The following is a 24,545-nucleotide window of genomic DNA, read 5'->3' on the forward strand; positions in this document are numbered from 1 at the left end:
CCTCAGCCCCGCAACACCTTGCGCAAAAACGGCGCCGTCCGGCTCTCTTCCACGTCGGCAACCGCCTCAGGCGTCCCACACGCCACAACATTGCCACCCTTGTCCCCAGCGCCCGGGCCGATGTCGATCACCCAGTCACTCTGCGCCACCACTCGCATTTCATGCTCAACCACCACCACGCTGTGCCCCGCATCCACCAACGCATTCAACTGCGTCAGCAGGCGATCCACATCGGTGGGGTGCAGGCCTGTGGTCGGTTCGTCGAGCACGTACAAAGTGGCGCCGCGCTGGCTGCGCTGCAGCTCCGTCGCCAGTTTGATGCGCTGAGCCTCACCGCCGGACAACTCAGTCGCAGGCTGACCCAGACGCAAATAGCCCAGACCAATATCACGCAGCACCGTCAGCGAGCGGAGAACCCCTGGCTGATCGACGAATACATCCACCGCCTGTTCAACCGTCAGCTGCAACACGTCGGCGATACTCAACCCATTCCACTTGATCGCCAAGGTGTCCGGGTTGTAGCGCGCACCATGGCAGGTCGGGCAGGGCGCGTAGACGCTGGGCATGAACAGCAATTCAACGCTGACGAACCCTTCGCCTTCGCACACCGGGCAACGGCCCTTGGCGACGTTGAACGAGAACTGTCCGGCGTCGTAGCCGGCCTTCTGCGCGTCGTGCGTCGCGGCGAACAATTTGCGCACGTTGTCGAACAGCCCGGTGTAGGTCGCAAGATTGGAACGCGGGGTGCGGCCGATGGGTTTCTGGTCAACCTGAACCAGCCGCTTGACCGCGCTCATTCCGCCCGCAATGTGCCCGCCGGTGGGTTGCGGCGCATCGTCTTCCAGGCTGGATTCTTCCGCCTCGGCCTCCGCAACCGGGCGTCCCAATTCGGCGCCCACCAGTTCCAGCAATGCCTGGCTGACCAGGCTGGATTTGCCCGAACCGGAGATGCCGGTCACCGAGGTGAAGCAGCCCAGCGGAAATTCAGCGCTCAGTGAATTGAGGTTGTTGCGGGTAATGCCTTCCAGGCGCAGCCAGTCGGTCGGCTGCCTTCTTGCCGAACTCAGTGCGGAATGCTCGGCGAACAGATGACGGCCCGTTTGCGAGGATTCGATCTCGGCCAAACCTGCGGGAGGGCCGCTGTACAGCACGTGCCCGCCATGCTCACCGGCGGCGGGGCCGACGTCGATCAGCCAGTCGGCGCGGCGCATGGTTTCCAGGTCATGCTCGACGACGAACAGCGAGTTGCCGGACGCCTTCAGCTGCTGCAACGCCGTGAACAGCGCTTCGCTGTCGGCCGGGTGCAGGCCCGCCGACGGCTCGTCCAGCACGTAGATCACGCCGAACAGTTGCGAGCCCAATTGCGTCGCCAGGCGCAGGCGCTGCAGTTCACCGGATGACAGCGACGGCGTGCTGCGGTCCAGCGCCAGGTAGCCGAGCCCCAGTTCGGTGAGGGTGCTGACCCGCGCCAGCAAATCCTGAGCGATGCGTTGAGCGGCGAGGCGTTTTTCGACAGACAAGTTCGGCGTCGCGCGTACATCGGGGGCTGCGTCGTGGGCCGAGCCGCCTGCAGTGACCCGCTTCTTTTTCGCCTTGGCGATCTGTTCGCGATTCAGCACAGCGCTGCCGCGATCTTCATCTTCAAAAATGCCCGCAGCCACCGGACGCAACACTTCAGCCAGCCGCAGCAGCGGCATCTGCGCCAATTCGCCGATATCGAGGCCGGCAAACGTCACCGACAGGGCCTCGCGCTTCAGGCGTTTGCCATCGCACAACGGGCAGGGGCTGCCGCGCATGAAACGCGACACGCGTTTTTTCATCAACGCGCTCTGGGTGGTGGCAAAGGTGTGCTGCACGTAGCGGCGGGCACCGGTGAAGGTGCCCTGATAACTGGGTTCGAGTTTGCGCTTGATCGCCAGACGGGTTTCTTCCGGGGTCAGCCCTCCGTAGACCGGCACGTTAGGCTGCTCATCAGTGAACAGAATCCAGTCGCGGTCCTTTTTCGGCAGGTCGCGCCACGGGGTGTCGACGTCGTAACCCAGGGTGACGAGGATGTCGCGCTGGTTCTGGCCGCCCCATGCCAGGGGCCATGCGGCGATCGCGCGTTGGCGGATGGTCAAAGAGTCGTCCGGGACCATCAGCTCTTCAGGAATCTCATAGACCCGGCCCAGGCCGTGACACTCGGGGCAGGCGCCCTGGGGCAGGTTCGGCGAAAAATCTTCGGCGTAGAGCATCGGTTGCCCCGGCGGATAGGTGCCGGCGCGGGAATAGAGCATGCGGATCAGGCTGGAAAGGGTGGTCACGCTGCCGACTGATGAGCGCGTGCTCGGCGTCCCTCGTTGCTGCTGCAGCGCGACGGCAGGCGGTAGGCCATCGATGGAGTCAACGTCGGGCACGCCCACCTGATCGATGAGGCGTCGGGCGTAGGGCGCGACGGATTCGAAATAGCGGCGTTGGGCTTCGGCGTAGAGGGTGGAGAAGGCCAGCGATGATTTGCCCGATCCCGACACGCCGGTGAACACCACCAGTGCGTCGCGGGGGATATCGACGTCCACGTTCTTGAGGTTGTGCTCTCGGGCGCCGCGCACCCGGACAAATCCGGGGCGGTCGGCATCGACGGTGAAGGAAGAAGGGCGGGCGTCGTCTGGCAGGTGCGGCGGTGTGGTCATGGGTGAGGCCTTTGAATCCTGGAAAGCGGGAGCGGTTTACTCGGCGAGGGGCACTTTGGGGGTGTGCCCGGCGTCGTCGTGATCACCGCCGGTCAGCGGCTCGTCTTCACGCACGTCATCGGTGCGCTCGCGGTCATCGGCGACGTCAGCCGGACGTGCGTCCGGGTCGTTGAGTTTTTCGCCGGGGATATGCGCGTTGTGGGTGGTCATGCTGTTTCTCCTGTCAGTTCTTCGGATGCTTCACGAATGACCTCGGCAGCCTGCAGGCCTTGGAGGAAGCCGGCCAGCGCCACTTCCTCCAGACGCAGGCCTTTGCGCTGGCGGATGCGCGGCAGCTTGGACAGTTCGCCCATCGCGAAGGCTTCGAGCACGGCCGGGTGGATGTAGCACTTGCGGCAGACCGCCGGGGTATTGCCCAGCAGCCGCGCGACCTCCTTGACCATGGACACGACGTGTTTCTTCGCGTCCGCCTCCGGCTCCCAGTGCAGCTTGCGCAGGGTCGCCAGTGCCATCGCGCTGCCGGCCCAGGTGCGGTAGTCCTTGGCGGTGAAGTCGGCGCCGGTGAGGGTGTGCAAGTACTGGTTAATGTCGTGGGAGGAAACGGTATGCCGCTGGCCGTCGTCATCCAGGTACTGGAACAGGTTCTGGCCGGGCAATTCCATGCAGCGCTTGATGATGGTCGCCAAGCGTCGGTCAGTGACGCTGAGCCGGTGCTCAACGCCGCTCTTTCCACGAAACTCGAAGTAAATCTTGCTGCCCTTCACGTCGACGTGTTTGTTGCGCAGCGTGGTCAGGCCGTAGGAGCGGTTATCCCGGGCGTACTGGCTGTTGCCGATGCGGATCAGCGTCTGGTCGAGCAACGACAGCACTGCGGCCATAACCTTTTCGCGGCCCATGCCGGGTTTGGCCAGCTGCGCTTCCAGCTGCTTGCGCACTTTGGGCAGCGCCTGGCCGAAGGCGATCATCCGCGAGTATTTGTTCTCGTCGCGGATTTCGCGCCAGCGCGGGTGATAGCGGTACTGCTTGCGTCCGCGAGCGTCGCGGCCGGTCGCTTGCAGGTGGCCCTGGCGGTCAGCGCAAATCCACACGTCGGTGTACGCCGGCGGGATCACCAGCGCGTTGATGCGTTTGATCACGTCCTCGTCGCGGATGCGTTGGCCGTCGGTGTCGAAGTAGGCGAACTTGCCGCGCAGAATCTTGCGGGTAAATCCGGGCTGGCTGTCGTCGACGTAATGCAGATCTTTGGGCAGGTCTTCGCTGTGGATTGTGTCCGGCATGAAAGGCAGTCCTGAATGCGGGTCTTTTTGCATTGACCGTGGCGCTGCGCAGTCGTGCCGACTAATTGCATACCTGATGAATGGGACGGGTGATTGCTCGCCTACGCCAGCAGCGCGACTGATTTGATCTGCGCCCACAGCGTCTGCCCGGGCGCCAGCTGCAGCTGATCCCTGGAGTAGCGGGTGATCCGCGCCAGCAGCGGCGAGCCGTCGGCATCCAGGCGGACCAGCACATGGGCGGTGTTGTCGGCGGCGATCTCTTCGATGACGGTCACCGGCAGGCGATTGAGAATGCTGCTTTGAGCATCGGGTTGCAGGCTCAGGCTCACATCCCGCGCCTGTACTTTAAGGCGCAGGGGTTTGCCGGGCAGCAACGCGGAATGGGCGACGCGGATACTCAGTTCGCTGCGCGGCAAACGGACGGTGATGAGTTGATAGGCCGCATCGTACGCCTGCACGCTTCCCTCGATCACCACGCCCGCGTCGTCGCCCATCGCCAGCGGCAGATCCAGCCGCGCCAGTGTTTCGCCGATGGGGCCGCTGGCCAGCGCTTTACCGTCGCTGAGCAATACCAGATGATCGGCCAGTCGAGCCACCTCGTCCTGGGCGTGACTTACGTAAATCAGCGGAATATCCAGCTCGTCGTGGAGGCGCTCTAGGTACGGCAGGATTTCGCTTTTGCGTTGGGCATCCAGTGCCGCCAGGGGTTCGTCCATCAGCAGCAGGCGCGGGCTGGTCAGCAACGCGCGGGCGATGCCGACCCGCTGACGTTCGCCGCCGGACAGCTTATCGGGCGCGCGTTGGAGCAAATGATCGATGCCCAGCAGCGAAGTCGCCTGCTGCAACGTGATACGCCTGTCGCGCTCGGGAATGCGCTTCAGCCCGAAGCGCAGATTGCCCTCGACGTCGAGGTGCGGAAAAAGGCTGGCTTCCTGAAACACGTAGCCCAATGGACGTTTGTGCGGGGGCAGAAAGATGTTGTTGGCGCTGTCCTGCCAGACCTCGCCGTTGACGCGGATATAGCCGTCGGCCGCCTTTTCCAGCCCGGCGATGCAGCGCAGGCAGGTGGTTTTGCCGGAGCCGGAATGGCCATACAGCGCCGAGACGCCGCGACCGGGCAAGTGGAGGTCGACGTCGAGAACGAACTCGGCGTAATTCACCTGCAGCCGCACTTCAATCTTCGCACTCATGCGCCGCTCCACGCCGACCGGGCCTTGCCGCTGGAATACAGCGCCAGCAATACCACAAAGGAAAACACCAGCATCGCCCCGGCCAGCCAATGGGCCTGGGCGTACTCCATGGCTTCGACGTGGTTGTAGATCTGCGTGGACACGACGCGGGTTCTCTCCGGGATGTTGCCGCCAATCATCAGCACCACGCCAAACTCACCCACGGTGTGGGCGAAACCCAGAATCGCCCCGGTGATAAAGCCGGGGCGTGCCAGCGGCAGGATCACTGAGAAGAACGTGTCCCAAGGACCGGCGCGCAGCGTGGCCGCCACTTCAAGGGGGCGAGGACCGATGGCGACGAAGGCGTTCTGCAAGGGCTGCACCACGAACGGCAGGGAGTACAGCACCGAGCCGATCACCAACCCGCTGAAACTGAAGGTCAGCGTGCCGAGCCCCAGGCTCTGGGTCAGCTCCCCGACCGCGCCGTTCGGCCCGAGCAACAGCAGCAGATAAAAGCCGATCACCGTGGGTGGCAGCACCAGAGGCAAGGCCACGATCGCGCCGATGGGGCCTTTCAACCAGGAGCGGGTGCGCGACAACCACAGCGCGATGGGCGTGCCGACGATCAGCAGAATCACAGTGGTCAGGGACGCCAGTTTCAGCGTCAGCCAGATGGCCGCGAGGTCTGCACTGCCCAGCAGCATTTACAGCTGGTACCCGTAGGATTTGATGATGGCGGCGGCTTTCGGGCCTTTGAGGTAGTCCATCAGCGCCTTGGCGGCGGCGTTGTCTTTGCCCTTGTTGAGGATCACCGCGTCCTGCTTGATCGGCTCATGCAGATTGGCCGGCACGATCCACGCCGAGCCACCGGTCAGCTTGCCGTCCTTGAACACCTGGGAGAGGGCGACGAAACCCAGCTCGGCGTTGCCGGTCTGCACGAACTGATAGGCCTGGGCGATGCTCTGGCCTTCGACGACCTTGCTTTTAGTCGCGTCGGTCAGGCCCAGTTTGTCCAGGGTCTGGGTGGCAGCGAGACCATAGGGCGCGGCTTTCGGGTTGGCAATGGACAGGTGTTCGAATTTGCCGTCCTTGAGCACTTGACCCTTGTCGTCCACATAGCCGTCTTTGGCCGACCACAGCGCCAAAGTGCCCACCGCGTAGGTAAAGCGCGAGCCTTTCACCGTCTCGTTTTCGCTCTCCAGCTTGGCCGGGGTGGTGTCATCGGCGGCGAGAAACACTTCGAACGGCGCGCCATTTTTGATCTGGGTGTAGAACTGGCCGGTCGCGCCGAAAGAAGCGACCAACTTGTGACCGGTGTCTTTTTCGAAGTCCTGGGCGATGGCCTGGATCGGCGCCGTGAAGTTGGCGGCAACGGCCACTTGGACCTCATCGGCAAACGCAGTGCCCGACGACAGCGCGGCACAGGCGATGACCAGCAAGGTGAGGGTGAAGCGGTTTGAAACGGCGCGCATGGAACGGCTCCGGGCTAGCAAACGGAATGAGGAAGAACGCCAACCGGACGCCGGTCAAACGCTATGCAGCGAAATATATAGCGAGTCTCCTCCGCGCGGAAGCCGGATCTTGCCGTGCTCCGTTTTAAATCGACGGCTGCATCATCGGCTCAGCGCCCGGCCAGCCGCTCAAGGGCGCCGATGGCCAGCGTCCGGGTGAGTTCTTCTGCGGACAGCGAGTGCTTGATGCCCACCGCCTGACCCGCCCAAAGATTCATGAAGCCGTCGTCGCCACGGGATTCGGCTTTGCTGCGCAGGGGCATCAGTGCGCCGCCCGCTGTGGGGAAGGCCGGCGCGGCAGCGGCCATGGGTCCGATCTCTTTCATGATGCGGTTGACGATGCCCCGGGCCGGGCGACCGGTGAAAATGTTGGTGATGGCGGTCTGGCTGTCCTGGGCGCGGCTCAATGCCGCCTGATGCAGCGCCGAGGCCTTGGCTTCCGGGGTGAACAGGTAGGCGGTGCCCATTAGCACGGCGGAGGCGCCGAGCATGAACGCGGCGGCGATGCCGCGACTGTCGGCAATGCCGCCGGCCGCGATGACCGGAATCGTCACGGCATCGACGATCTGCGGCACCAGCGCCATCGTGCCGACCTGGGTGTGCAACTGATCGCTGAGGAACATCCCGCGATGGCCGCCGGCCTCGTAGCCCATGGCGATGATCGCGTCGCAGCCCCGTGCCTCAAGCCACACGGCTTCTTCCACGGTGGTCGCCGAGGAGAGCACCTTCGCACCGGTGGCCTTTACCCGCGTCAGCAAGGCGGGATCGGGCAGGCCGAAATGGAAGCTGACCACTTCAGGTTTCAATTCCTCCACCAGCGCGCAAGCGGCCTCGTCGAAGGGTGCCCGGTTGGACATGGGCGTTGGCGCATCGAAGTCGGCGCCCAGTTCCTCGTAGTAGGGCTTGAGCAGGTGTTTCCAGTCTGCATCGGCCTGCGGATCGGTGGGCGGGGTCGAGTGGCAGAAGAAATTCAGGTTGAGCGGCGCATGGGTGCCCGCGCGTATCCGCGCGACTTCCTCTCTAATCTGCGCGCGGGTGAGCATGGCGCAGGGCAGCGAGGGCAGGCCGCCGGCTTTGCCCACAGCGACGGCCATCGCCGAGCCGGATGCACCGGCCATGGGCGCTTGCAGGATGGGCAGTTCGATGTCCAGCAGTTTGAGCAGGCGAGTGTCGGGCCAGGCGATCATCGGCAGAGTCTCCATAGCGAAGGGGGTGTTAAAAAGCAGCACTTGAAAAGTTGCGGTTGATTTAATAGACGCTCGGTCTAATATGCAACCCCATGAAAGACATCATTGCAAAACCCAGACGCCCCGGCCGTCCACCGAAAGTGGCACGCCCCGATGACTTCGACACCCGCGAGGCGCTTATCCGCTGCGGCGTTGAGGTGCTGACCGAGCAGGGCTTCATGGCCACGGGCATCGACGGCATCCTCAAGCGGGTCGGTGTGCCCAAAGGCTCCTTCTATCATTACTTCGCCAGCAAAGAGGTGTTCGGCCTCGCAGTGCTCGACAGCTACGCCGGCTATTTCGCCCGGCGCCTGGACCGCTGGCTGCTGGATGAATCGCTCTCGCCGCTGGAACGGCTGGCCGGCTTCGTTCAGGAATCGAAGGTCAATATCGCCCGCCACGATTTTCGGCGGGGCTGCCTTGTGGGCAACATGGGCCAGGAAGTGAGCGTTCTGCCAGCGGGCTTCCGTGAGGCGCTGGAGAAGGTTTTCCTCGACTGGCAGGCGCGCCTGACAGTGTGCTTCAAAGCGGCGATCGCGGCGGGCGAACTGCCGGCGCGCACCGATTGTTCAGAGCTGGCGGCGTATTTCTGGATCGGCTGGGAGGGCGCCGTGCTGCGGGCTCGACTGGTGCAGAACGAGCAGCCGCTCAACACCTTCATCATCGGATTTCTGCGCGGATTGCCGCGCTGATGTCTTCAGGTCTGGTTATAGACGAGCGGTCTAAATAGGAGTGTGCGGCATGTTCAAAGGCATCCTGATCAATAAAGACGACGACGGCTACCGCGCCGAGCTGACGGACATCGACGACAGTCAGTTGCCCGAAGGCGACGTCACCGTGCGCGTCAGTCACAGCACGCTGAATTACAAAGACGGCCTGGCGATCACCGGCAAGGGTCCGATCGTGCGGCAGTTCCCGATGGTGCCCGGGGTGGACCTGGCCGGCACGGTCGAGGACAGCAGCGACCCGGACTTCAAGCCGGGCGATCAGGTGCTGCTCAATGGCTGGGGCGTCGGCGAAGGGCACTGGGGCGGGCTGGCGCAGAGGGCGCGCTTGCAGGGCAAATGGCTGATCCCGCTGCCGAGCGGCTTCACGCCGGCACAGGCCATGGCCATCGGCACGGCGGGCTATACGGCGATGCTGGCGATCATGGCGCTGGAGAAAAACGGCGTCACGCCGGACAAGGGCGATGTGCTGGTGACTGGCGCCAACGGCGGTGTCGGCAGTTTCGCCATCGCGCTGCTGGCAAAACTCGGTTATCGCGTCGTGGCCTCTACCGGCCGCTTGAGCGAGAGCGATTACCTGACCTCTCTCGGCGCCGCAGAAATCATCGACCGCGCCACCCTTGCCGAGCCCGGCCGCCCGTTGGCGAAGGAGCGCTGGGCCGGGGCGATCGATTCGGTGGGCAGCCACACCCTCGCCAACATCTGCGCCAGCACTCGCTATTGGGGCACGGTGGCGACCTGCGGTCTGGCCCAGGGGATGGACTTTCCGGCGTCGGTGGCGCCCTTCATTCTGCGCGGTGTGACCCTCGCAGGCATCGACAGCGTCATGCGCCCGCGCCAGGACCGCATCGACGCCTGGTCGCGTCTGGCCCGGGATCTTGATGTGTCGCTGCTGCCGCTGATCAGCCGCGAGATCGGCTTGGGTGAGGTGATCGAGACCGCGCACCGGCTCATGGACGGTCAGGTGCGCGGGCGCATCGTGGTCGACACCCAGCGCTGATCAGCCGCAGGTGAAGGGGCGCACCTCGAGCACCCTGACCTGCGCCATGGCGGGGTGCCGAGGATTGAGCAGCAGGTTGCGCGTATGGGTGATGGTCGCGGACGGCACGATCAACCCGAGTTGCTCGCGCCGCTCCAGCCAGGCGCTGCCGAAATCCATGCTGGGGCGGTCCGCCGGCGTGACGTCCCAACCGGGCGGCAGCTGGGCGAGGGCAGGCTGCCAATACAGCCCCGGGTCATCCGGCAACTGCAGGTGAACGAGCTGAAAGCCCGGCTGCGGCAGGCTCGCACATTGAATGAGCGTGTCCAGGGCGCAGCCTGACGCGCTCAGCGCCAGGTAAACGGCCGGCTGGTCGGCGTGATTCCAGCGCCCGCCGAACTGCGCGGCGCCCAGGCCGGACAGATCGTTCGCGGCACTGTCCTTGCTGATCCTCCAGGCCTGCATCAGACGACCCCGCCATGCTGCAGTGCGCTGAGCACGCGACGTGCCTGGCGCGCGCCGATCTCGGTTTCGCAGAGGGCGATGGGTGTCTGGCCGTTGAGTGCGCGGTTGGAGGCAACCATCCAGCGGCGGGCGGTGTTCTGGTCTTCGAAGAGTTCGGCGGCGTGGGTGGCGAGGGCGGCAACCCGATCAAGGCGCTCGGAGCCGACGATGTCCAGCGGTCGTTGCTGACGCTGGCGGCGTTCCAGGGTCGAGACCGAGGTCGCCAGCAAGGCTTCGAGCTGACTGTTGCTGAGGCGGAAGGCATTGCGCAGCACCTTGACCCAGCCGGGCGGGAAGCCCGAGCGGATGTAGTCCAGTCGTTCGGTTTCGTTGCGTGCATTGAGCTGGTCGGCGATCAACCAGAATGAGGGGGCGTTGTCGGTTATCGCTGCTTGAAGAGTCGAAGGCACGTCCATGCTCCTTGTGAGATCCGGTGCAGGGACCTTACGCCGCTGTCAGGGTTTCTCAAGCGAGAAGCTGTTACCGGCGTTTGCATGCCCGGCTTCAGTGGTAGGACCGGCTTTAGCCGGGAAGCTTCTAGCGGATGGCGTACAGCGCATTCCGACACCTGACTCTACTCTTGACGACTTTTAATGACTCACTATGATTAACTTTGAATCACTCTTTAGTCAGGAGCCTCCCATCATGGCAAACCCCGCAAAGACCCGATCAGTGACGGCTCACGTTCCTGAGGCGTTGGCACAGAAAGTCGATTTGATGGCAGAGCGTCTGGAACGCTCCAAAAACTGGATCGTCAAACAGGCTCTTTCCGCCTGGATAGATCAGGAAGAAGAGCGGAGTCGCCTGACTCGCGAGGCATTGGCTGACGTTGATGCTGGCCGCGTAATTGATCACCAAGCCGTTCAGGCCTGGGCTGATAGCCTTGGCACCGACACGCCGTTGCCGGTCCCGCGCTGATGGAATTGAAGTGGACGAGCAAAGCGCTTTCCGACATTGCCCGACTGTATGAGTTTCTTGCAGCGGTCAATCAGCCAGCCGCCGCACGAACCGTGCAGCAACTCACGACAGCACCGACTACGTTACTCGCCAACCCACGCATAGGCGAACGCTTGGAAGAATTTGAGCCGAGGGATGTGCGCAGAATCCAGATCGGCTGTTACGAGATGCGCTACGAGATAGCGAATTCCACAATCTATTTGCTGCGTCTGTGGCACACCCGCGAGGATCGATAGCATTACGAAAGCAGCGAAACTGACGTTTGAGCTGGGCTGAAACCGATCAAAACAGCTCAGCGTGAATACTGTGATTCCTTTTCTTGACCCTCACGAGTGAGCAACGCCTGCTTGCGCTCCACCCCCCAACGATAGCCCGACAACGCGCCATCGCTGCGCACCACGCGGTGACAGGGAATCGCCACGGCAATGCGGTTTGCCCCGCAGGCCAGGGCGACCGCGCGGCTGGCGGTCGGCGCACCGATCCGTTGGGCGATCTGCGCGTAGCTGGCGGTCGTGCCCGGCGGGATCTGCGCCAGGGCCTGCCAGACCCGCTGCTGAAAAGCGGTGCCTTGCAAATCCAGCGGCAGGTTCAGGCCCAGCTTCGGCGCTTCGATAAACCCCACCACCTCCGCCATCAGCCGCTCGAACTCCGCGTCGCCGCCGATCAGCGTGGCGCTGTGGAACTGATCCTGCAGGTCTTGCACCAGTCGATTGGGGTCATCGCCGAGCAGAATGGCGCACACGCCCTTGGCGCTCTGAGCCACCAGAATCGCACCGAGAAAGCACTCGCCGACGGCAAAACGGATCTCCAGCGCCGCGCCGCCCTTGCGGTAGTCGGTGGGGCTCATGCCCAGCAGTCCGGCGCTGGCCTCGTAGAAACGGCTGTTGGAATTGAAACCGGCATCGTACAGGGCGTCGGTGATACGTCCGCTGTCGGTCAGTTTGTGGCGTACCTTGTCGGCGCGGTGGGCGTTGGCGTAGCCCTTGGGCGTCAGGCCGGTGACGGCTTTGAAGACGCGGTGGAAATGCCAGGGGCTCATGGACGCGTGGGCAGCGAGCTCGGCGAGGGTCGGCAGCCATTCGGCCTCGGCAATGATTCGACAGGCGCCAGCGACCACGGCGGCGTGCTGCTCAGCCAGGCCGGTGCGGTCGGCGGCGGCGCGTTTGCTGGGGCGAAACCCGGCGGCTTCGGCCTCGATGGCGGTCGCAAAGAACACCACGTTTTCCGGGCGTGGCAAGCGTGCGCTGCTGCTCGGGCGGCAGTACACCCCCGTCGTGCGCACGCCATAGACGAACTGCCCGTCGGCGCTGACGTCCCGGGACACCACGGCGTTCCAGCGCGGGTCGAGCTCGACGGGTTGGGTGGACGGATTACTCGGCTGGCGGCTCATTTCTGCGGCTCTCTGACGGTTCAGTGGACTGTACGTTAGCCGCAGTGATGGAAGGCGACACTCCGAGTCTTGCGTTCAAACTTTTGCCTTCAGGCCAACCTGTTCAATCAGCCCAGCATCGGCGGCAAGGTGCCGAGCAACGACACCGCCGCCAGCGCACCCGCGCCAAACAGGCCTTCCAGCAATACGCTCAGCCGCAGGCGCGCCATCGGCAAATCAGCGGCCTGGGCCAACTGCCGGTTCAGCGCTGCCAGCACCAGCATCCCCGCAACCATCGTGACTTTAACGGCCAGCACCAGGCCGAACCCGGCAAACGCCGGTTCTGGCCAGAACCCGCCGCTGAGGGCACGAACGTTGATCAGGCCCGTGGCGATGATCACCGCCACCAGCCCGTAGCCGATGCCGCTGAAACGCCGCAACACCAAGGCCATATCGACACCACCATCAGCCCTCAGCAGCAGGGCCAGCATCAACAGACCGCCGAGCCAGGTGCCGACGCCGAGCAGGTGCAGCATTTGATTGAGGATCAGCAGCTGGCCTTTCAGACCGTCGAACATGGCGCCGTGACCCACCGGCGCCAGGGTTAGCAGCAACAGCGTGTTGAGGACCAGCAGCGCGCCCGGGTTCACCCGGCGATTGAGGCTGACAACCAGCACGTTCAGCAGCAGATGAACGACCCACACATGACCGAACCAGGTATTGCCCAGCACCAGCCCGACGGTGGACGGATTGATCGCGCCGCTCCAGTCGCTGCTCAGGTAAGCAGCCGTCAGCATCAACCAGGCCATCGCGCTCACCAGCGCGATGGCCGCGAGCCAGCCGAGCAGTCGACTCAGGCGAGGTTCCGCCTGGCTTACCTCAAAAGGCAGCAAATGCCGGCCAAACAACAGGCTGCGGAACGCGCCGACCCCGAACAGCAACAGCACTGCGCCGAAGTGGATGAACCGGCACAGGATCAGTCCTTCGTGCATGGGGTTATGGCGTCACCTGAAAGCGGTAGGTGCCTTCGCTCTTGTGGGTGTCCACCGACACGGCGTGCCATTCCACCTTGTATTTGCCCGGGACCATCGGCACGGCGGGGGTCACGATCAGAACTTTCTGGTTATTGGGATCGGTTTCGACGTTACGCGTCTGGATGATTTCAGTCGGCGTATCAGGGGCGTCCAGGCTGATGACCACTTTGGTGAATGTGGCTTCGACGCCTTCGGAGAAGACCAGGCGCAGCTCTTTGGGCGCGCTCACTTCGCTGTCGGCAGCGGGCTGCTGGCTTTCAAGATGGGCGTGGGCGAAGGCTGCAGTGGAGGTCAGACAGGCCAGCAGGGACAGGCAGGAGAGGGCGTGTTTGAAACGTTGGGCAGACATCGGCGGGACCTTTGCTTGGTGGCAGTTGCAGCGAATGGATGACGGAATCGACGACGGTCGACTCGGGATGATCGGATCACTACTAGACCAGAAAGTGCAGAAGGACTCCAGCGATTAAGCCGGGTGCGCCGTCAGGATCGAGACGCCGTAGGGGGGCAGGCAGGGGAGCCGAGTGATGCAGTGATCATGCAGCAAATGGCTGCGCCGCCTGCGCGACGCAGCCCTGGGCGGTCAGACCTTGAAGAAGCTCACGCGGTCGGTGAGCACGTCGGCCAGGGTCGACAGCTCGCGGCTGGAGCGGGCCACCTGATTGGAGCCGACGGCGGTTTCCAGCGCCGCATCGTGGATGCGGTTGATGTTGACGCTGACGTCGTCGGCCACCGCCTGTTGCTGCGCGGCGGCGCTGGCGATCTGCGCGTTCATGTCGTTGAGCGCGCCCACTTCGTGGCGGATCCTGACCAGCGCGGTTTGCGCTTCGTGGGTCTGCTCGACCGTGCGCTGGGCCATCTCGCGGCTTTCGCGCATCAGGTCGGCGGTCTTCACCGCCCCGTTTTGCAATTGGCCGACCATGTCGCGGATTTCCTGGGTCGATTCCTGGGTGCGGTTGGCCAGGGAGCGAACCTCGTCGGCGACCACTGCAAACCCGCGGCCTGCCTCACCGGCGCGGGCGGCCTCGATGGCAGCGTTAAGCGCCAGCAGGTTGGTGCGTTCGGCGATGGAGTTGATCACCGCCACCACGTTCTCGATGGCGCGGCTGTCGCTGGACACCTGGCCGACCGAGTCAGCGGCGCTTTCCAGCTTCCGCGCCAGTTGGTCCATCGCCTGGGCGGTGCCTTCGACCACGCGCTTGCCGTTCTCGACTTCGTCGTCGGCGGTCTGGGTGGCACTGGCGGCCTGATTGGCGTAGCTCGCTACTTCTTTTACAGTGGTCGCCATCTGATTGACTGCAGCGGCCATATGCTGGGTTTCGCTGGCCTGGAGGCGCATCTGGTCGCTGTTGCTGTCGGAACTGGACAGCAGCTGTGCGGAAGAGTGGGTCAACGCCGCCGCAGCCGAACGCACTTCGGTGATGGTGGCCGACAGGTGCACATTGGTCGCCTTGAGCGCGCCCATGACGCTGTCGGGATAGGCCGTTTCGATCTTGTCGGTCAGTTCGCCGGCCGCCAGACGACGGATCGAAGCCGCCACTTGATGGGGTTCAGCGCCCAGGGTCGATTTGAGGCTGCGGATGATCAGCAGCGAGGCAATGATGCCCAACACCACGGCGATGCCGGTCGCCAGCAACATCAGCGAAGCGAATTGCGAGGCGGTGGCCCGTACCGAAGTGATGTGTCCACTGATGGCCGCTTCTTCGAGGTCAATCAGTGCGTTGATGCGGGCGAGCCAGTCCTTGTAGGCGCCCGACACTTGCTCCATCAGCAGCGTCTGGGCCTGGTCGATTTCACCTTGCTGGCGCAGCTTCAGCAGTTTTTCGGTGGCGCTCAGGGAGGTGCGTTCGGCCGCTTTGATGTTGGCCAGCAGCTCTTGCTCACGGGGCGACGCGCCTTTGGTCTGGTAGATGCGGTCCATGGGCGCCGCGGAGGCCTGATAAAGGCCGTCGAGGCGCTCGATGTCACGCAAATGCGTGGCCAGCCCGGCGTCGTTGCGCACCAGCACGGCGTCGCGCAGGGCAATGGCGCGGTCATGGACGCTGCCCCGGAAATTGATCGCGTAGCGCTGTTTGATGGTGGCGTCCTCACTGACGTCGGTCAGTGCGGATTCCATTAGCCGGACCCGGTTAACGCCAACCAGCGTGACCAGAATCATCAGCGCGAGAACAAGCCCGAAGCCCAATCCCAGGCGCTTGGCGATCGAAAGATTTTTGAACATAAAAGGCACCTGAAATGGGGGGCGTTAATGATATTGGAACGCCATTACTTGGTGCGCTTTATATCGGACTTTCTACGACGTTGCCTAGAGAATTTACCTATCGAATCAATAGTGTCCGTTGGTACTTTCAGAGGGAATTTTTTGACCGCTTCATGTTCCCGGCGAATTGTTTGAACGCTCGACCCGCCAGGAATAAAAAAAGCCACCGCACTGGCGTGAGGTGGCTAAAAGTCTTACCAAAGGAATGATGAAGCGGAGCATGATTCGATTGCCTGACGCTGCGGAGTCATCCGGCAATCGAGTCGTGTTCTTCATCGCCGACGACGGTAACATCCGTTCAAAGTTTTCGACTATTACGAAGGTTGATAGTGACTATCAAGACGGGTTGGGAACCCCGCCGGTTGGATAGTGCTACAAGATTTTCGGCCTTCAAGAGCGTGTTTTACCGCGTGTAGAATGTGCATCAACAATAATCAATGTGCTCCTTCGGCTGGAACAGCCGTCCAGTCACTGGCATATGTGTTTCGTTTCCATCTGCCGCAACGCCCGCTCCAGCGCTGAACCGTATGAATTTCAAACAGCGACCCGCATCCAGGCGGCGCCCGCGCTGGGCTTTAATCGAGACAGGGGACAACAATGACTTTCGCAAAATGGAATCTGATGACGCTGGCGGTTTCGCTGGGTGTCAGTCAATTGGCAACGGCAGCGGTTGTCAGTGATCAATCGGAGGCCAAGGGCTTCGTCGACGACAGCAGTCTGACTGTTCATCTCAAGAACTACTATTTCAATCGGGACAACAAGAACGGCAAGGACGACAGCAAGGACTGGACCCAGGGCGTGCTGGGTAATTTCAGTTCCGGCTTCACCCAGGGCACCGTTGGTTTTGGCGTTGATGCCTACGGTTATTGGGGCCTGAAGCTCGATGGCGGTGGCGGGACCACCGGCACCGGCAACCTGCCCGTGGACAGCCACGGCAATCCGCAGGATGAATTCGGCACCGCCGGTGGTGCGCTGAAGATGCGCATCTCGAAGACCGAATTGCGCTACGGCAACCTGCAGCCCGAGGCGCCGGTGTTTGCCGCAGGGGGGTCACGCCTGTTCCCGCAGACCGCGACCGGTTTTAACCTGCTGAGCAGTGATATCGCCAATCTGGACCTCGATGCCGGTCATTTCACCAGCAGCAACGGCCCGGTCACGACCAACAATGATCACGGCATCTGGGCGGCGTATGCCAACGTTGAAGCCAGCAGTATTGATTACGCGGGCGGTAAATATGCGCTCAGCGATAATCTTTCGGTCAGCCTTTACGGATCGGACCTCAAGGACGTCTGGCATCAGTACTACGCCAATGCCAACTACACCTTGCCGATCTCTGATCAGCAGTCTTTGAACGTCGATTTCAATATCTACCGCACCAACGACAGCGGTGCCGCCAAGGCGGGGGATATCAACAACACGACCTGGTCGCTGGCGGCTGCTTATTCATTCCTGACCGCTCATACCGTGACGCTGGCGTATCAGAAAGTGCATGGCGACACACCATTCGATTATGTGGCCTTTGGTAATAACGGCGGGGGCGACACTGGCGATTCGATACTGTTGGCCAACTCGGTGCAGTACTCCGACTTCAACGGGCCGGGTGAAAAGTCCTGGCAGGCGCGCTACGACCTGAACATGGCAAGTTACGGTGCGCCGGGTTTGAGCTTCATGGTTCGTTATATCCACGGTGATGACATCGATGGGTCCCACATTCCGTCGAACAGCACGTACACCGGTTATGGCGATGACGGTGACCACCACGAAACCAACCTGGAGGCGAAGTATGTCGTACAGTCCGGCCCGGCCAAGGACTTGTCCTTGCGCATGCGTCAGGCCTGGCACACCGCCAACGGCGACCAGCCCGATGGCGACGTGAAGGAATTTCGTTTGATTGCGGATTATCCGATCAATATTTTCTGATCGCTTTGCAGGATGATTTAGAAGCTCCGCTGTAGAAGAAAGCCAGGCTGTCCGAAAGGAGGCCTGGCTTTTTTTATTGACGTGTTTGCCGCGCCGGATGTGTGAGCAGGGCGGGCCTCTTCCCGGCTAAAGCCGGCCCTACGAGAATCGGCGGCGTGTGCGTCGTAGGACCGGCTTTAGCCGGGAAGGGGCCGGTATGGCCAACACACCTCTCGCTGCCAGTCAGTCAGGCCTGTGATCCCCGCGAATCGAAAAATTCGCCATGTGCTCCAGGCCCTTGATCAGCCCCGAGTGATCCCAGCCACTCCCACCCAGCGCCGCGCAGGTGCTGAACACTTGCTGGGCATTGGCAGTGTTGGGCAGGTTCAGCCCCAATTCCCGCGCGCCTTCCAGGGCCAGGTTCAGATCCTTCTGATGCAGCGCAATCCTGAAACCCGGGTTGAACGTGCCTTTGATCATCCGCTCGCCATGGACCTCCAGAATCTTCGACGAGGCAAAGCCCCCCATCAATGCGTCGCGCACCTTAGCCGGATCAGCGCCGTTTTTCGAGGCAAAGAGCAGGGCTTCAGCCACCGCCTGAATGTTCAGCGCGACGATGATCTGGTTGGCGACCTTGGCGGTCTGACCGTCACCGTTGCCACCGACCAGGGTGATGTTCTTGCCCATGGTCTGAAACAGGGGCAGGGCGCGTTCGAAGGTCGCCTGCTCGCCGCCGACCATGATACTCAGCGTGGCCGCCCTGGCGCCGACTTCGCCGCCGGACACCGGCGCGTCGAGGTACTGCGCGCCGGTGGCGTTGATTTTCTCGGCGAACGCTTTGGTCGCCGAAGGTGAGATCGAGCTCATGTCGATGACCACCTTGCCGGCTCCGGTGCCTTCGCTCAGACCGTTTTCGCCGAACAGCACGTCGTTGACCTGCGGCGTGTCCGGCAGCATGACGATGACGAACTCGGCCTCTTGCGCCAGTTCCCGCGGGTTGGCCAGCACCGTCGCGCCGCCGTCCACCAGTGACGCGGGCGGGTCACTGAAATGCCGGGAAAGGATCAATTGATGACCTGCCTTCTGCAGGTTTCCTGCCATGGGCAGGCCCATGATGCCGGTGCCGATGAATCCGATGTTAGCCATAGAAGGTGCCTCTGGTTGTTGTTGGGGAGAAGGCGGCAAGCGGCAAGCTTCAAGCCGCAAGCTAGAAGCCTGACTGCGTTCGTCCGGCTGGCAATGCGTGAAGCTTGAAGCTTGAAGCTGACTTCAGATCAAATTATGGGTTTTCAGCCACCCAAGCCCCGCTGCGGTGGTAGCCAGGGGCGTGTATTCACAGCCGATCCAGCCGCGATAGCCGAGCCGGTCCAGGTGCTTTAACAGAAAGCCGTAGTTGATTTCGCCGGTGCCCGGTTCATGCCGGCCGGGGTTGTCCGCCAGTTGCACGTGGCGGATCGCCGGCAGGTGGTTTTCGAGGGTGCGGGCCAGGTCGCCCTCCATGATTTGCATGTGGTAGATGTCGTATTGCAGCGACAGATTGCGGCTGCCGACCTTCTCGCGAATCGCCAGGGCCTGGGCGGTGGTGTTCAGGTAGAACCCCGGAATGTCCAGGGTGTTGATCATTTCCATGACCAGATCGATGCCCTGGGCTTGCAGGCGGTCGGCGGCGTACTTGAGGTTGTCGACGAAAGTCTTCTCGATCAGCCCGTCGTCGAACCCCTGGGGCTTGATCCCCGCCAGGCAGTTGATCTGGGTGTTGCCGAGGACCTTGGCGTAGGCGATCGCCAGGTCAACGCCGGCGTAAAACTCCTCGACCCGATCGGGGTGACAGGCGATGCCGCGCTCACCCTTGGCCCAGTCGCCGGCCGGCAGGTTGAACAGCACTTGGGTGAGTCGGTTGCGGTCCAGCTCGGCTTTGATCTGCGCAGAACTGAAGTCATAGGGAAACAGGTACTCGACACCGCTGAAACCGGCGCCGGCGGCGGCTTCGAAGCGGTGCAGAAACTCAAGTTCGGTGAACAGCATCGACAGGTTGGCGCATAAACGTGGCATGACGTACTCCTTCTAGTGCTGGGCTCTGTTTCTTGAATAACCGGGTGCGGTCAATCCAGCAGGCTGATGGCGGTAGGGGCGTCGGCGCGGGTTTCGGCCAGGGACTCGAATTCGTTGATGGCGTTGATCTCGGTGCCCATCGCAATGTTGGTGACGCGCTCGAGAATGATCTCCACCACCACCGGCACGCGGTGCAGCCGCATCAGGCTCGTGGCCTCGGCGAAGGCGGCCTGCAGCTGCGCCGGGTCAAGCACGCGGATCGCCTTGCAGCCCAGGCCTTCGGCAACCGCAACATGATCGACGCCATAGCCTTCCAGCTCAGGCGCGTTGATGTTGTCGAACGCCAGCTGAACGCAGTAATTGATGTCGAAGTTGCGCTGGGCCTGACGGATGAGGCCCAGGTAGGAGTTGTTCACCACCACATGGATGTACGGCAGCTTGAACTGCGCACCGACGGCCAGTTCTTCGATCATGAACTGAAAGTCGTAGTCCCCTGACAGCGCGACAACCCGGCGGCTCGGGTCAGCCTTGACCACGCCCAGCGCCGCCGGAAGGGTCCAGCCCAGGGGGCCGGCTTGTCCGCAATTGATCCAGTGACGCGGCTTGTAGACGTGGAGGAATTGCGCGCCGGCAATCTGCGACAGGCCGATGGTGCTGATGTAGCAGGTGTCCTTGCCGAAGTACTGATTCATCTCCTCGTACACGCGCTGGGGCTTGACCGGGATGTTCTCGTAATGGGTCTTGCGCTGCAGCGTGCGCTTGCGTTGCTGGCAGCTGGCGAGCCAGTGGCTGCGGTCCTTCAGTTTGCCGGCGGTGTGCCACTCGCGCGCCACTTCTATGAACATCGCCAGCGCTGCGCCGGCGTCGGAAACGATGCCCAGATCCGGCGTCAGCACGCGGCCGATCTGCGTCGGCTCGATGTCAACGTGGATGAAGGTACGCCCTTCGCTGTACACCGAGACGGTGCCGGTGTGGCGGTTGGCCCAGCGGTTGCCGATGCCCAGGACCAGATCGGACGCCAGCAGCGTCGCGTTGCCATAGCGGTGGGAGGTCTGCAGCCCGACCATGCCGGCCATCTGCGGGTGATCGTCGGGGATCGTGCCCCAGCCCATCAGCGTCGGGATCACCGGAATGCCGGTCAGCTCGGCGAATTCCACCAGCGCGTCTGACGCATCGGCGTTGATAATGCCGCCACCGGCGACGATCAGCGGACGCTCCGACGCGTTGAGCATCGCCAGGGCTTTTTCGATCTGCTTGCGGCTGGCCTGGGGTTTGACCACCGGCAGCGGTTCGTAAGCGTCGATGTCGAATTCGATCTCGGCCATCTGCACGTCGAAGGGCAGGTCGATCAATACCGGGCCGGGCCGGCCGCTGCGCATCAACTGGAAGGCTTTCTGGAACACATACGGCACCTGACCGGGTTCCATGACGGTGGTTGCCCATTTGGCCACCGGGGCTGCGATGCTGGCGATGTCCACGGCCTGGAAGTCTTCCTTGTGCATCCGTGCACGGGGTGCCTGGCCGGTGATGCAGAGAATCGGAATCGAGTCGGCGGAGGCTGAATAGAGACCGGTGATCATGTCGGTGCCGGCCGGGCCCGACGTACCGATGCACACGCCGATATTGCCGGCGATGGCACGGGTGTAACCCTCGGCCATGTGCGAAGCGCCTTCGACGTGGCGCGCCAGCACGTGGTCAATGCCGCCGAGTTTCTTGAAGGCGGCGTACAGCGGGTTGATCGCGGCGCCGGGAATTCCGAAGGCGGTGTCGACGCCTTCGCGACGCATCACCAGAACGGCGGCTTCGATGGCTCTCATGACGGTCATTTGTTAGTCTCCTGAACTCGATAGTTTTTGTATGTAAGCAGCCTGATTTGAATCCGATGCTTTGTGAATGGCTGTTTTTATCCGCTCTATCGGTATCTGGAGTATCGAATGGATCGCTACACGGAATTGCGCAGCTACGTCATGGTGGCCACCCGTGGCAGTTTCGCCGCCGCTGCGCTGGTGGAGGGCGTGACGCCGGTGATCATGGGCCGGCGGCTGAGTGCGCTGGAGGATCGGCTGGGCGTGAAGCTGATTCATCGCTCGACCCGGGGCCTGACCCTGACCGATGCGGGCGAGTCGTACCTGGAGAACGCCAAGCTGGTGCTCCAATCATTCGAGGAACTGGACGCCAGCATCAGCGAGAACGAAAGCAGCGTGCGCGGGCATCTGGTGGTCTCGGCACCGGCAGGGTTTGGCCGCCAGCACGTCGCGCCCCATGCGCCGGAATTTCAGGCGCGGTTTCCGGATTTGCAGCTGTCCTTCAACCTGACTGACAACGTGGTGGATCTGGTGCGTGAGGGTTATGACATGAGCATCCGCATCGGCGAGGTGCTCGACCCCAACTACGTCGCCATCAAGCTGTACGCCAACAAACGCGTGGTCTGTGGCTCACCGGCCTATTTCGCGGAGCACGGATTCCCCCGGGTGCTTGAGGACCTGGCGCAGCACAATTGCCTGTCGTTCAACCTGCAGGGCGGGCAGCATCGTGGCTGGACCTTCCAGCGCGAGGGCAGGCCGGTGGCGATCAAGGTCGCGGGCAATCTGTACTGCAACGATGGCGAGCTGTTGTATGACTGGGCCAAGCGCGGGCTGGGCCTGAGCTGGCGCTCGACGTGGGAGATTCAGAACGCAGTGGAGAGCGGCGCGCTGGTCACCGTGCTGGATGAATTCGCCTTGCCCAGTTACGACATCCAGGGCGTTTACCCGCAGCAGCATTACCTGCCGGCGAAGGTGCGGTTTTTCATCGCGTTTCTCAAAGAGGTGTACAACCGACCGGGGTATTGGCGGCAGGGGTGAGCCGTGATTCCCTGGGCGCCTCAATCAAACGCTTCCCGGCTGAAGCCGGTCCTACACCTCCGCGCCCGACGCGACGATGTGCCGTAACGCACATTCCTGGTGGGCCCGGCTTCAGCCGGGAAGGGGCCGTAACCGGCGCTAAAGCCAGGTTGAATGCTCAGACGTCTTCCCGGCTGAAGCCGGTCCTGCCATTGGCGACCCAGGAACCTAAATCAACTCCACCGACACCACCGGCAGTCCGCGAATCTCGCCCACCGCCAGACCCGGCCCGCGGGTCTTGTACATCCCGGTATAGGAACCGGTCGTGATCACCATCTCGGGCGTCACGCTCAGCCCGTTCTGGGTGTGGTGATTGACCAGCCACGGCAGCAAGCGCCGAGGGTCACCGGTCGGATTCGCCCCGTCCCCCGGCACGATGTCTTCGTCGCCATAGGTAAAGCTCAGCGCAGGCTCGACGAACGGGAAGCTGGCATCGTAATCAACAAATTCGCCAACAATCAGCGCGCCGTGGTTGAGCAGGTCGCCCAACGCCAGCAGCGGTTCGATCTTCGGCCAGGCGGCAAAGCGGCTCGACACCACTTCAATGGTCGCGCCCATCGTCTGGATGCTGCCCAGCACTTCGTCATCCGAATACGCCTCATCGCGAGGGGCGAATTCGCGACCCAGCCGAAAGGCGATCTCCAGTTCCAGAATCGGCGACGGATAGTCGATGCACTCCACCTGGCTGCCGCTGGCAAAAATACCGTCGTCCGGCAGGAGCGCGCCATTAATAGGCCCGGTCGGCGATTTGGCGCCGACCTTCCAGCCGCCCACTGAGGTCTCGCGCAGGCGCAGAATCTCGCGTTGCAGCGCGTAGGCACTGGCCGCATCGGCGGGCACGTACTCCGGGCGGATGTCGGTGATTTTCTGACCGACGCCCATGGCGTCGACGATCAATTGGGCAATGTTCGCTGGGTGAGACGATGGATTCACGCGGATCTTCCTTCAGACAATTGATGGAAAGCGCCCCGATTCCGTTGCCGGTCAGGCGAGGGACGGCGGAGCCAGCGTGACTACTCTAACCCTATTTCGGCCGGTGGGCCGAGGCTGGGCTGCGGACCCGTGCCCGCACTCAAACTCGCCCGGCGCTGTACGCCAGGTCCGCGCGCAGACGCTGAACGCAGAAATCAACGAACGAGCGCACTTTGGATGAGCCTCTTCGGCCTTCGACGTAGACCACGTAAACCGGCATCGGCGTGACCTCGAAGTCTTCGAGCACGGCGCGCAACGTGCCCGCCTGCAGGTGTCGGCGAATCTGGTAGGACGGCACCTGGGTCAGGCCCCAGCCATCAAGGGCGGCATGAGTGGACGCCGTGAACGAGGTCATTGCCAACCGCGATTGCACCTTCACGTCCTGGTGCTGGCCGTCGATGCGGAAGGTCCACGCGGGGCTGCGGCCGGTAATCATCACGGAAACGGTTTCGCGCTCGATGAGCTCGTGGGGATGCCGGGGAGTGCCATGGGCCTTGAGGTAAGCGGGGGAGGCGCAGACCATGCGCCGGACGCTGCCGACCTGAATGGCGGTCATCGACGAATCGGGCAATTCGCCGATGCGCACCGAGACGTCGATGCCTTCTTCCAGCTGCCCGGCGATTCGGTCCATTAACAGGCCGCGGATCTGCACCTGGGGATGCTGGTTCAGGTACTCGGTCATGACCGGCGTGACGTGCAGGTCGCCGAACACTTGCGGCGCGGTAACGGTCAGCAACCCACGCGGCGTCCCATGGATGCCGGCGGCGGCGCTCTCGGCCTCCTGCAGATCGGCCAGCAAGCGCCGGCAGTCGTCGGCGAAACGCACGCCGGCTTCGGTCAGGCGCAGCTGCCGGGTGGTGCGCACGATCAGCAAGGTGCCGAGCCGTGCTTCCAGCTGCGCGACGGCCCGGGTGACGGTGGCCGTGGACACGTTCAGGTTGCGCGACACCGCCGCGAAGCTGGGGCCTTCGGCAACGGCGGCGAAAAGGGTCATTTCCTGAATGCGGTCCACTGAGCGTCCGTTCCGAGTCAACGAGAGCGGCAGTCTGCGGCAAATCCGGGC

The 24,545-nt window shown here is 62.9% G+C and carries 24 protein-coding genes and 1 pseudogene; 6 read left to right on the forward strand and 19 right to left on the reverse strand.

Annotated features, from left to right (window positions below):
• Positions 1-2: 2 nt before the first annotated feature.
• The 7 genes from BBI10_RS17405 to BBI10_RS17430 form a co-directional block, all read right to left on the reverse strand.
• Positions 3-2,669: an excinuclease ABC subunit UvrA gene (locus BBI10_RS17405; RefSeq protein ID WP_141695209.1), complete on the reverse strand. Its 2,667-nt coding sequence runs from the start codon at positions 2,667-2,669 to the stop codon at positions 3-5.
• Positions 2,670-2,705: 36 nt separating this feature from the next.
• Positions 2,706-2,879, reverse strand: a complete 174-nt coding sequence (locus tag BBI10_RS27600; protein WP_167355806.1) for a hypothetical protein — start codon at positions 2,877-2,879, stop codon at positions 2,706-2,708.
• On the reverse strand, positions 2,876-3,946 hold the full coding sequence (locus BBI10_RS17410) for a DNA topoisomerase IB (RefSeq protein ID WP_065990497.1): 1,071 nt from the start codon (positions 3,944-3,946) through the stop codon (positions 2,876-2,878). The genes BBI10_RS27600 and BBI10_RS17410 overlap by 4 nt, the downstream gene beginning before the upstream one ends.
• Before the next feature lie 101 nt (positions 3,947-4,047).
• Positions 4,048-5,136, reverse strand: a complete 1,089-nt coding sequence (modC, locus tag BBI10_RS17415; RefSeq protein WP_065990499.1) for a molybdenum ABC transporter ATP-binding protein — start codon at positions 5,134-5,136, stop codon at positions 4,048-4,050.
• Complete coding sequence (gene modB / locus BBI10_RS17420; RefSeq protein WP_065990502.1) at positions 5,133-5,819, reverse strand: molybdate ABC transporter permease subunit; 687 nt, start codon at positions 5,817-5,819, stop codon at positions 5,133-5,135. Before modB ends, modC begins: the two co-directional genes overlap by 4 nt.
• Entirely contained in the window at positions 5,820-6,587 is a 768-nt protein-coding gene (modA, locus tag BBI10_RS17425; protein ID WP_065990503.1) for a molybdate ABC transporter substrate-binding protein, read from the reverse strand.
• A 149-nt stretch (positions 6,588-6,736) separates the two neighbouring features.
• Positions 6,737-7,813 (reverse strand): NAD(P)H-dependent flavin oxidoreductase, encoded by a 1,077-nt coding sequence (locus tag BBI10_RS17430; RefSeq protein WP_065990504.1) that lies wholly within the window; start codon positions 7,811-7,813, stop codon positions 6,737-6,739.
• 92 nt (positions 7,814-7,905) lie between these two features.
• Between BBI10_RS17430 and BBI10_RS17435 the strand changes: the two genes are divergently transcribed.
• On the forward strand, positions 7,906-8,544 hold the full coding sequence (locus BBI10_RS17435) for a TetR/AcrR family transcriptional regulator (RefSeq protein WP_065990506.1): 639 nt from the start codon (positions 7,906-7,908) through the stop codon (positions 8,542-8,544).
• A 49-nt stretch (positions 8,545-8,593) separates the two neighbouring features.
• Entirely contained in the window at positions 8,594-9,577 is a 984-nt protein-coding gene (locus BBI10_RS17440; RefSeq protein ID WP_065990508.1) for an MDR family oxidoreductase, read from the forward strand.
• On the opposite strand, the gene BBI10_RS17445 is transcribed toward BBI10_RS17440, so the two are convergent.
• Both BBI10_RS17445 and parS read right to left on the reverse strand, forming a co-directional pair.
• A complete protein-coding gene (locus tag BBI10_RS17445; protein WP_065990510.1) occupies positions 9,578-10,021 on the reverse strand; it encodes an RES family NAD+ phosphorylase in 444 nt (147 codons plus the stop codon).
• Entirely contained in the window at positions 10,021-10,470 is a 450-nt protein-coding gene (gene parS, locus BBI10_RS17450) for a type II RES/Xre toxin-antitoxin system antitoxin (RefSeq protein ID WP_244160384.1), read from the reverse strand. Before parS ends, BBI10_RS17445 begins: the two co-directional genes overlap by 1 nt.
• 235 nt (positions 10,471-10,705) lie before the next feature.
• On the opposite strand from parS, the gene BBI10_RS17455 reads away from it, so the two are divergent.
• Positions 10,706-10,978: a CopG family ribbon-helix-helix protein gene (locus tag BBI10_RS17455; protein ID WP_065990867.1), complete on the forward strand. Its 273-nt coding sequence runs from the start codon at positions 10,706-10,708 to the stop codon at positions 10,976-10,978.
• Entirely contained in the window at positions 10,978-11,253 is a 276-nt protein-coding gene (locus BBI10_RS17460) for a type II toxin-antitoxin system RelE/ParE family toxin (protein ID WP_065990514.1), read from the forward strand. The genes BBI10_RS17455 and BBI10_RS17460 overlap by 1 nt, the downstream gene beginning before the upstream one ends.
• A gap of 56 nt (positions 11,254-11,309) precedes the next feature.
• Here BBI10_RS17460 and ada read toward each other — a convergent pair whose 3' ends face one another.
• The 5 genes and pseudogenes from ada to BBI10_RS28665 form a co-directional block, all read right to left on the reverse strand.
• Entirely contained in the window at positions 11,310-12,407 is a 1,098-nt protein-coding gene (gene ada / locus BBI10_RS17465; protein ID WP_065990519.1) for a bifunctional DNA-binding transcriptional regulator/O6-methylguanine-DNA methyltransferase Ada, read from the reverse strand.
• A 107-nt stretch (positions 12,408-12,514) separates the two neighbouring features.
• Positions 12,515-13,378, reverse strand: a complete 864-nt coding sequence (gene copD, locus BBI10_RS17470) for a copper homeostasis membrane protein CopD (protein WP_065990525.1) — start codon at positions 13,376-13,378, stop codon at positions 12,515-12,517.
• A gap of 4 nt (positions 13,379-13,382) precedes the next feature.
• Positions 13,383-13,769 carry a copper homeostasis periplasmic binding protein CopC gene (gene copC, locus BBI10_RS17475; protein ID WP_065990527.1) on the reverse strand — a complete coding sequence of 129 codons (387 nt, stop codon included), beginning with the start codon at positions 13,767-13,769 and terminating at the stop codon, positions 13,383-13,385.
• A gap of 231 nt (positions 13,770-14,000) precedes the next feature.
• Positions 14,001-15,056: a methyl-accepting chemotaxis protein gene (locus tag BBI10_RS28660; protein ID WP_432213759.1), complete on the reverse strand. Its 1,056-nt coding sequence runs from the start codon at positions 15,054-15,056 to the stop codon at positions 14,001-14,003.
• 72 nt (positions 15,057-15,128) lie between these two features.
• Positions 15,129-15,638, reverse strand: a pseudogene (locus BBI10_RS28665) (MCP four helix bundle domain-containing protein); the annotation flags it as partial.
• A 636-nt stretch (positions 15,639-16,274) separates the two neighbouring features.
• Between BBI10_RS28665 and BBI10_RS17485 the strand changes: the two are divergent.
• Complete coding sequence (locus BBI10_RS17485) at positions 16,275-17,597, forward strand: OprD family porin (protein WP_065990531.1); 1,323 nt, start codon at positions 16,275-16,277, stop codon at positions 17,595-17,597.
• A gap of 222 nt (positions 17,598-17,819) precedes the next feature.
• On the opposite strand, the gene BBI10_RS17490 is transcribed toward BBI10_RS17485, so the two are convergent.
• The 3 genes from BBI10_RS17490 to gcl form a co-directional block, all read right to left on the reverse strand.
• Positions 17,820-18,722: a 2-hydroxy-3-oxopropionate reductase gene (locus tag BBI10_RS17490; RefSeq protein WP_065990532.1), complete on the reverse strand. Its 903-nt coding sequence runs from the start codon at positions 18,720-18,722 to the stop codon at positions 17,820-17,822.
• A gap of 123 nt (positions 18,723-18,845) precedes the next feature.
• On the reverse strand, positions 18,846-19,628 hold the full coding sequence (gene hyi / locus BBI10_RS17495; RefSeq protein ID WP_065990533.1) for a hydroxypyruvate isomerase: 783 nt from the start codon (positions 19,626-19,628) through the stop codon (positions 18,846-18,848).
• 50 nt (positions 19,629-19,678) lie between these two features.
• A complete protein-coding gene (gene gcl, locus BBI10_RS17500) occupies positions 19,679-21,454 on the reverse strand; it encodes a glyoxylate carboligase (protein ID WP_065990534.1) in 1,776 nt (591 codons plus the stop codon).
• 108 nt (positions 21,455-21,562) lie between these two features.
• Between gcl and BBI10_RS17505 the strand changes: the two genes are divergently transcribed.
• A complete protein-coding gene (locus BBI10_RS17505) occupies positions 21,563-22,471 on the forward strand; it encodes a LysR family transcriptional regulator (RefSeq protein WP_065990535.1) in 909 nt (302 codons plus the stop codon).
• Between the two features lie 207 nt (positions 22,472-22,678).
• On the opposite strand, the gene BBI10_RS17510 is transcribed toward BBI10_RS17505, so the two are convergent.
• On the reverse strand, positions 22,679-23,443 hold the full coding sequence (locus tag BBI10_RS17510) for a 2-keto-4-pentenoate hydratase (protein WP_065990538.1): 765 nt from the start codon (positions 23,441-23,443) through the stop codon (positions 22,679-22,681).
• Between the two features lie 139 nt (positions 23,444-23,582).
• Positions 23,583-24,494 (reverse strand): LysR family transcriptional regulator, encoded by a 912-nt coding sequence (locus tag BBI10_RS17515; RefSeq protein ID WP_065990540.1) that lies wholly within the window; start codon positions 24,492-24,494, stop codon positions 23,583-23,585.
• Positions 24,495-24,545: the final 51 nt, after the last annotated feature.

The sequence above is a fragment of the Pseudomonas graminis genome (assembly GCF_001705435.1).
In the GTDB taxonomy this organism is placed as follows: Bacteria; Pseudomonadota; Gammaproteobacteria; order Pseudomonadales; family Pseudomonadaceae; genus Aquipseudomonas; species Aquipseudomonas graminis_B.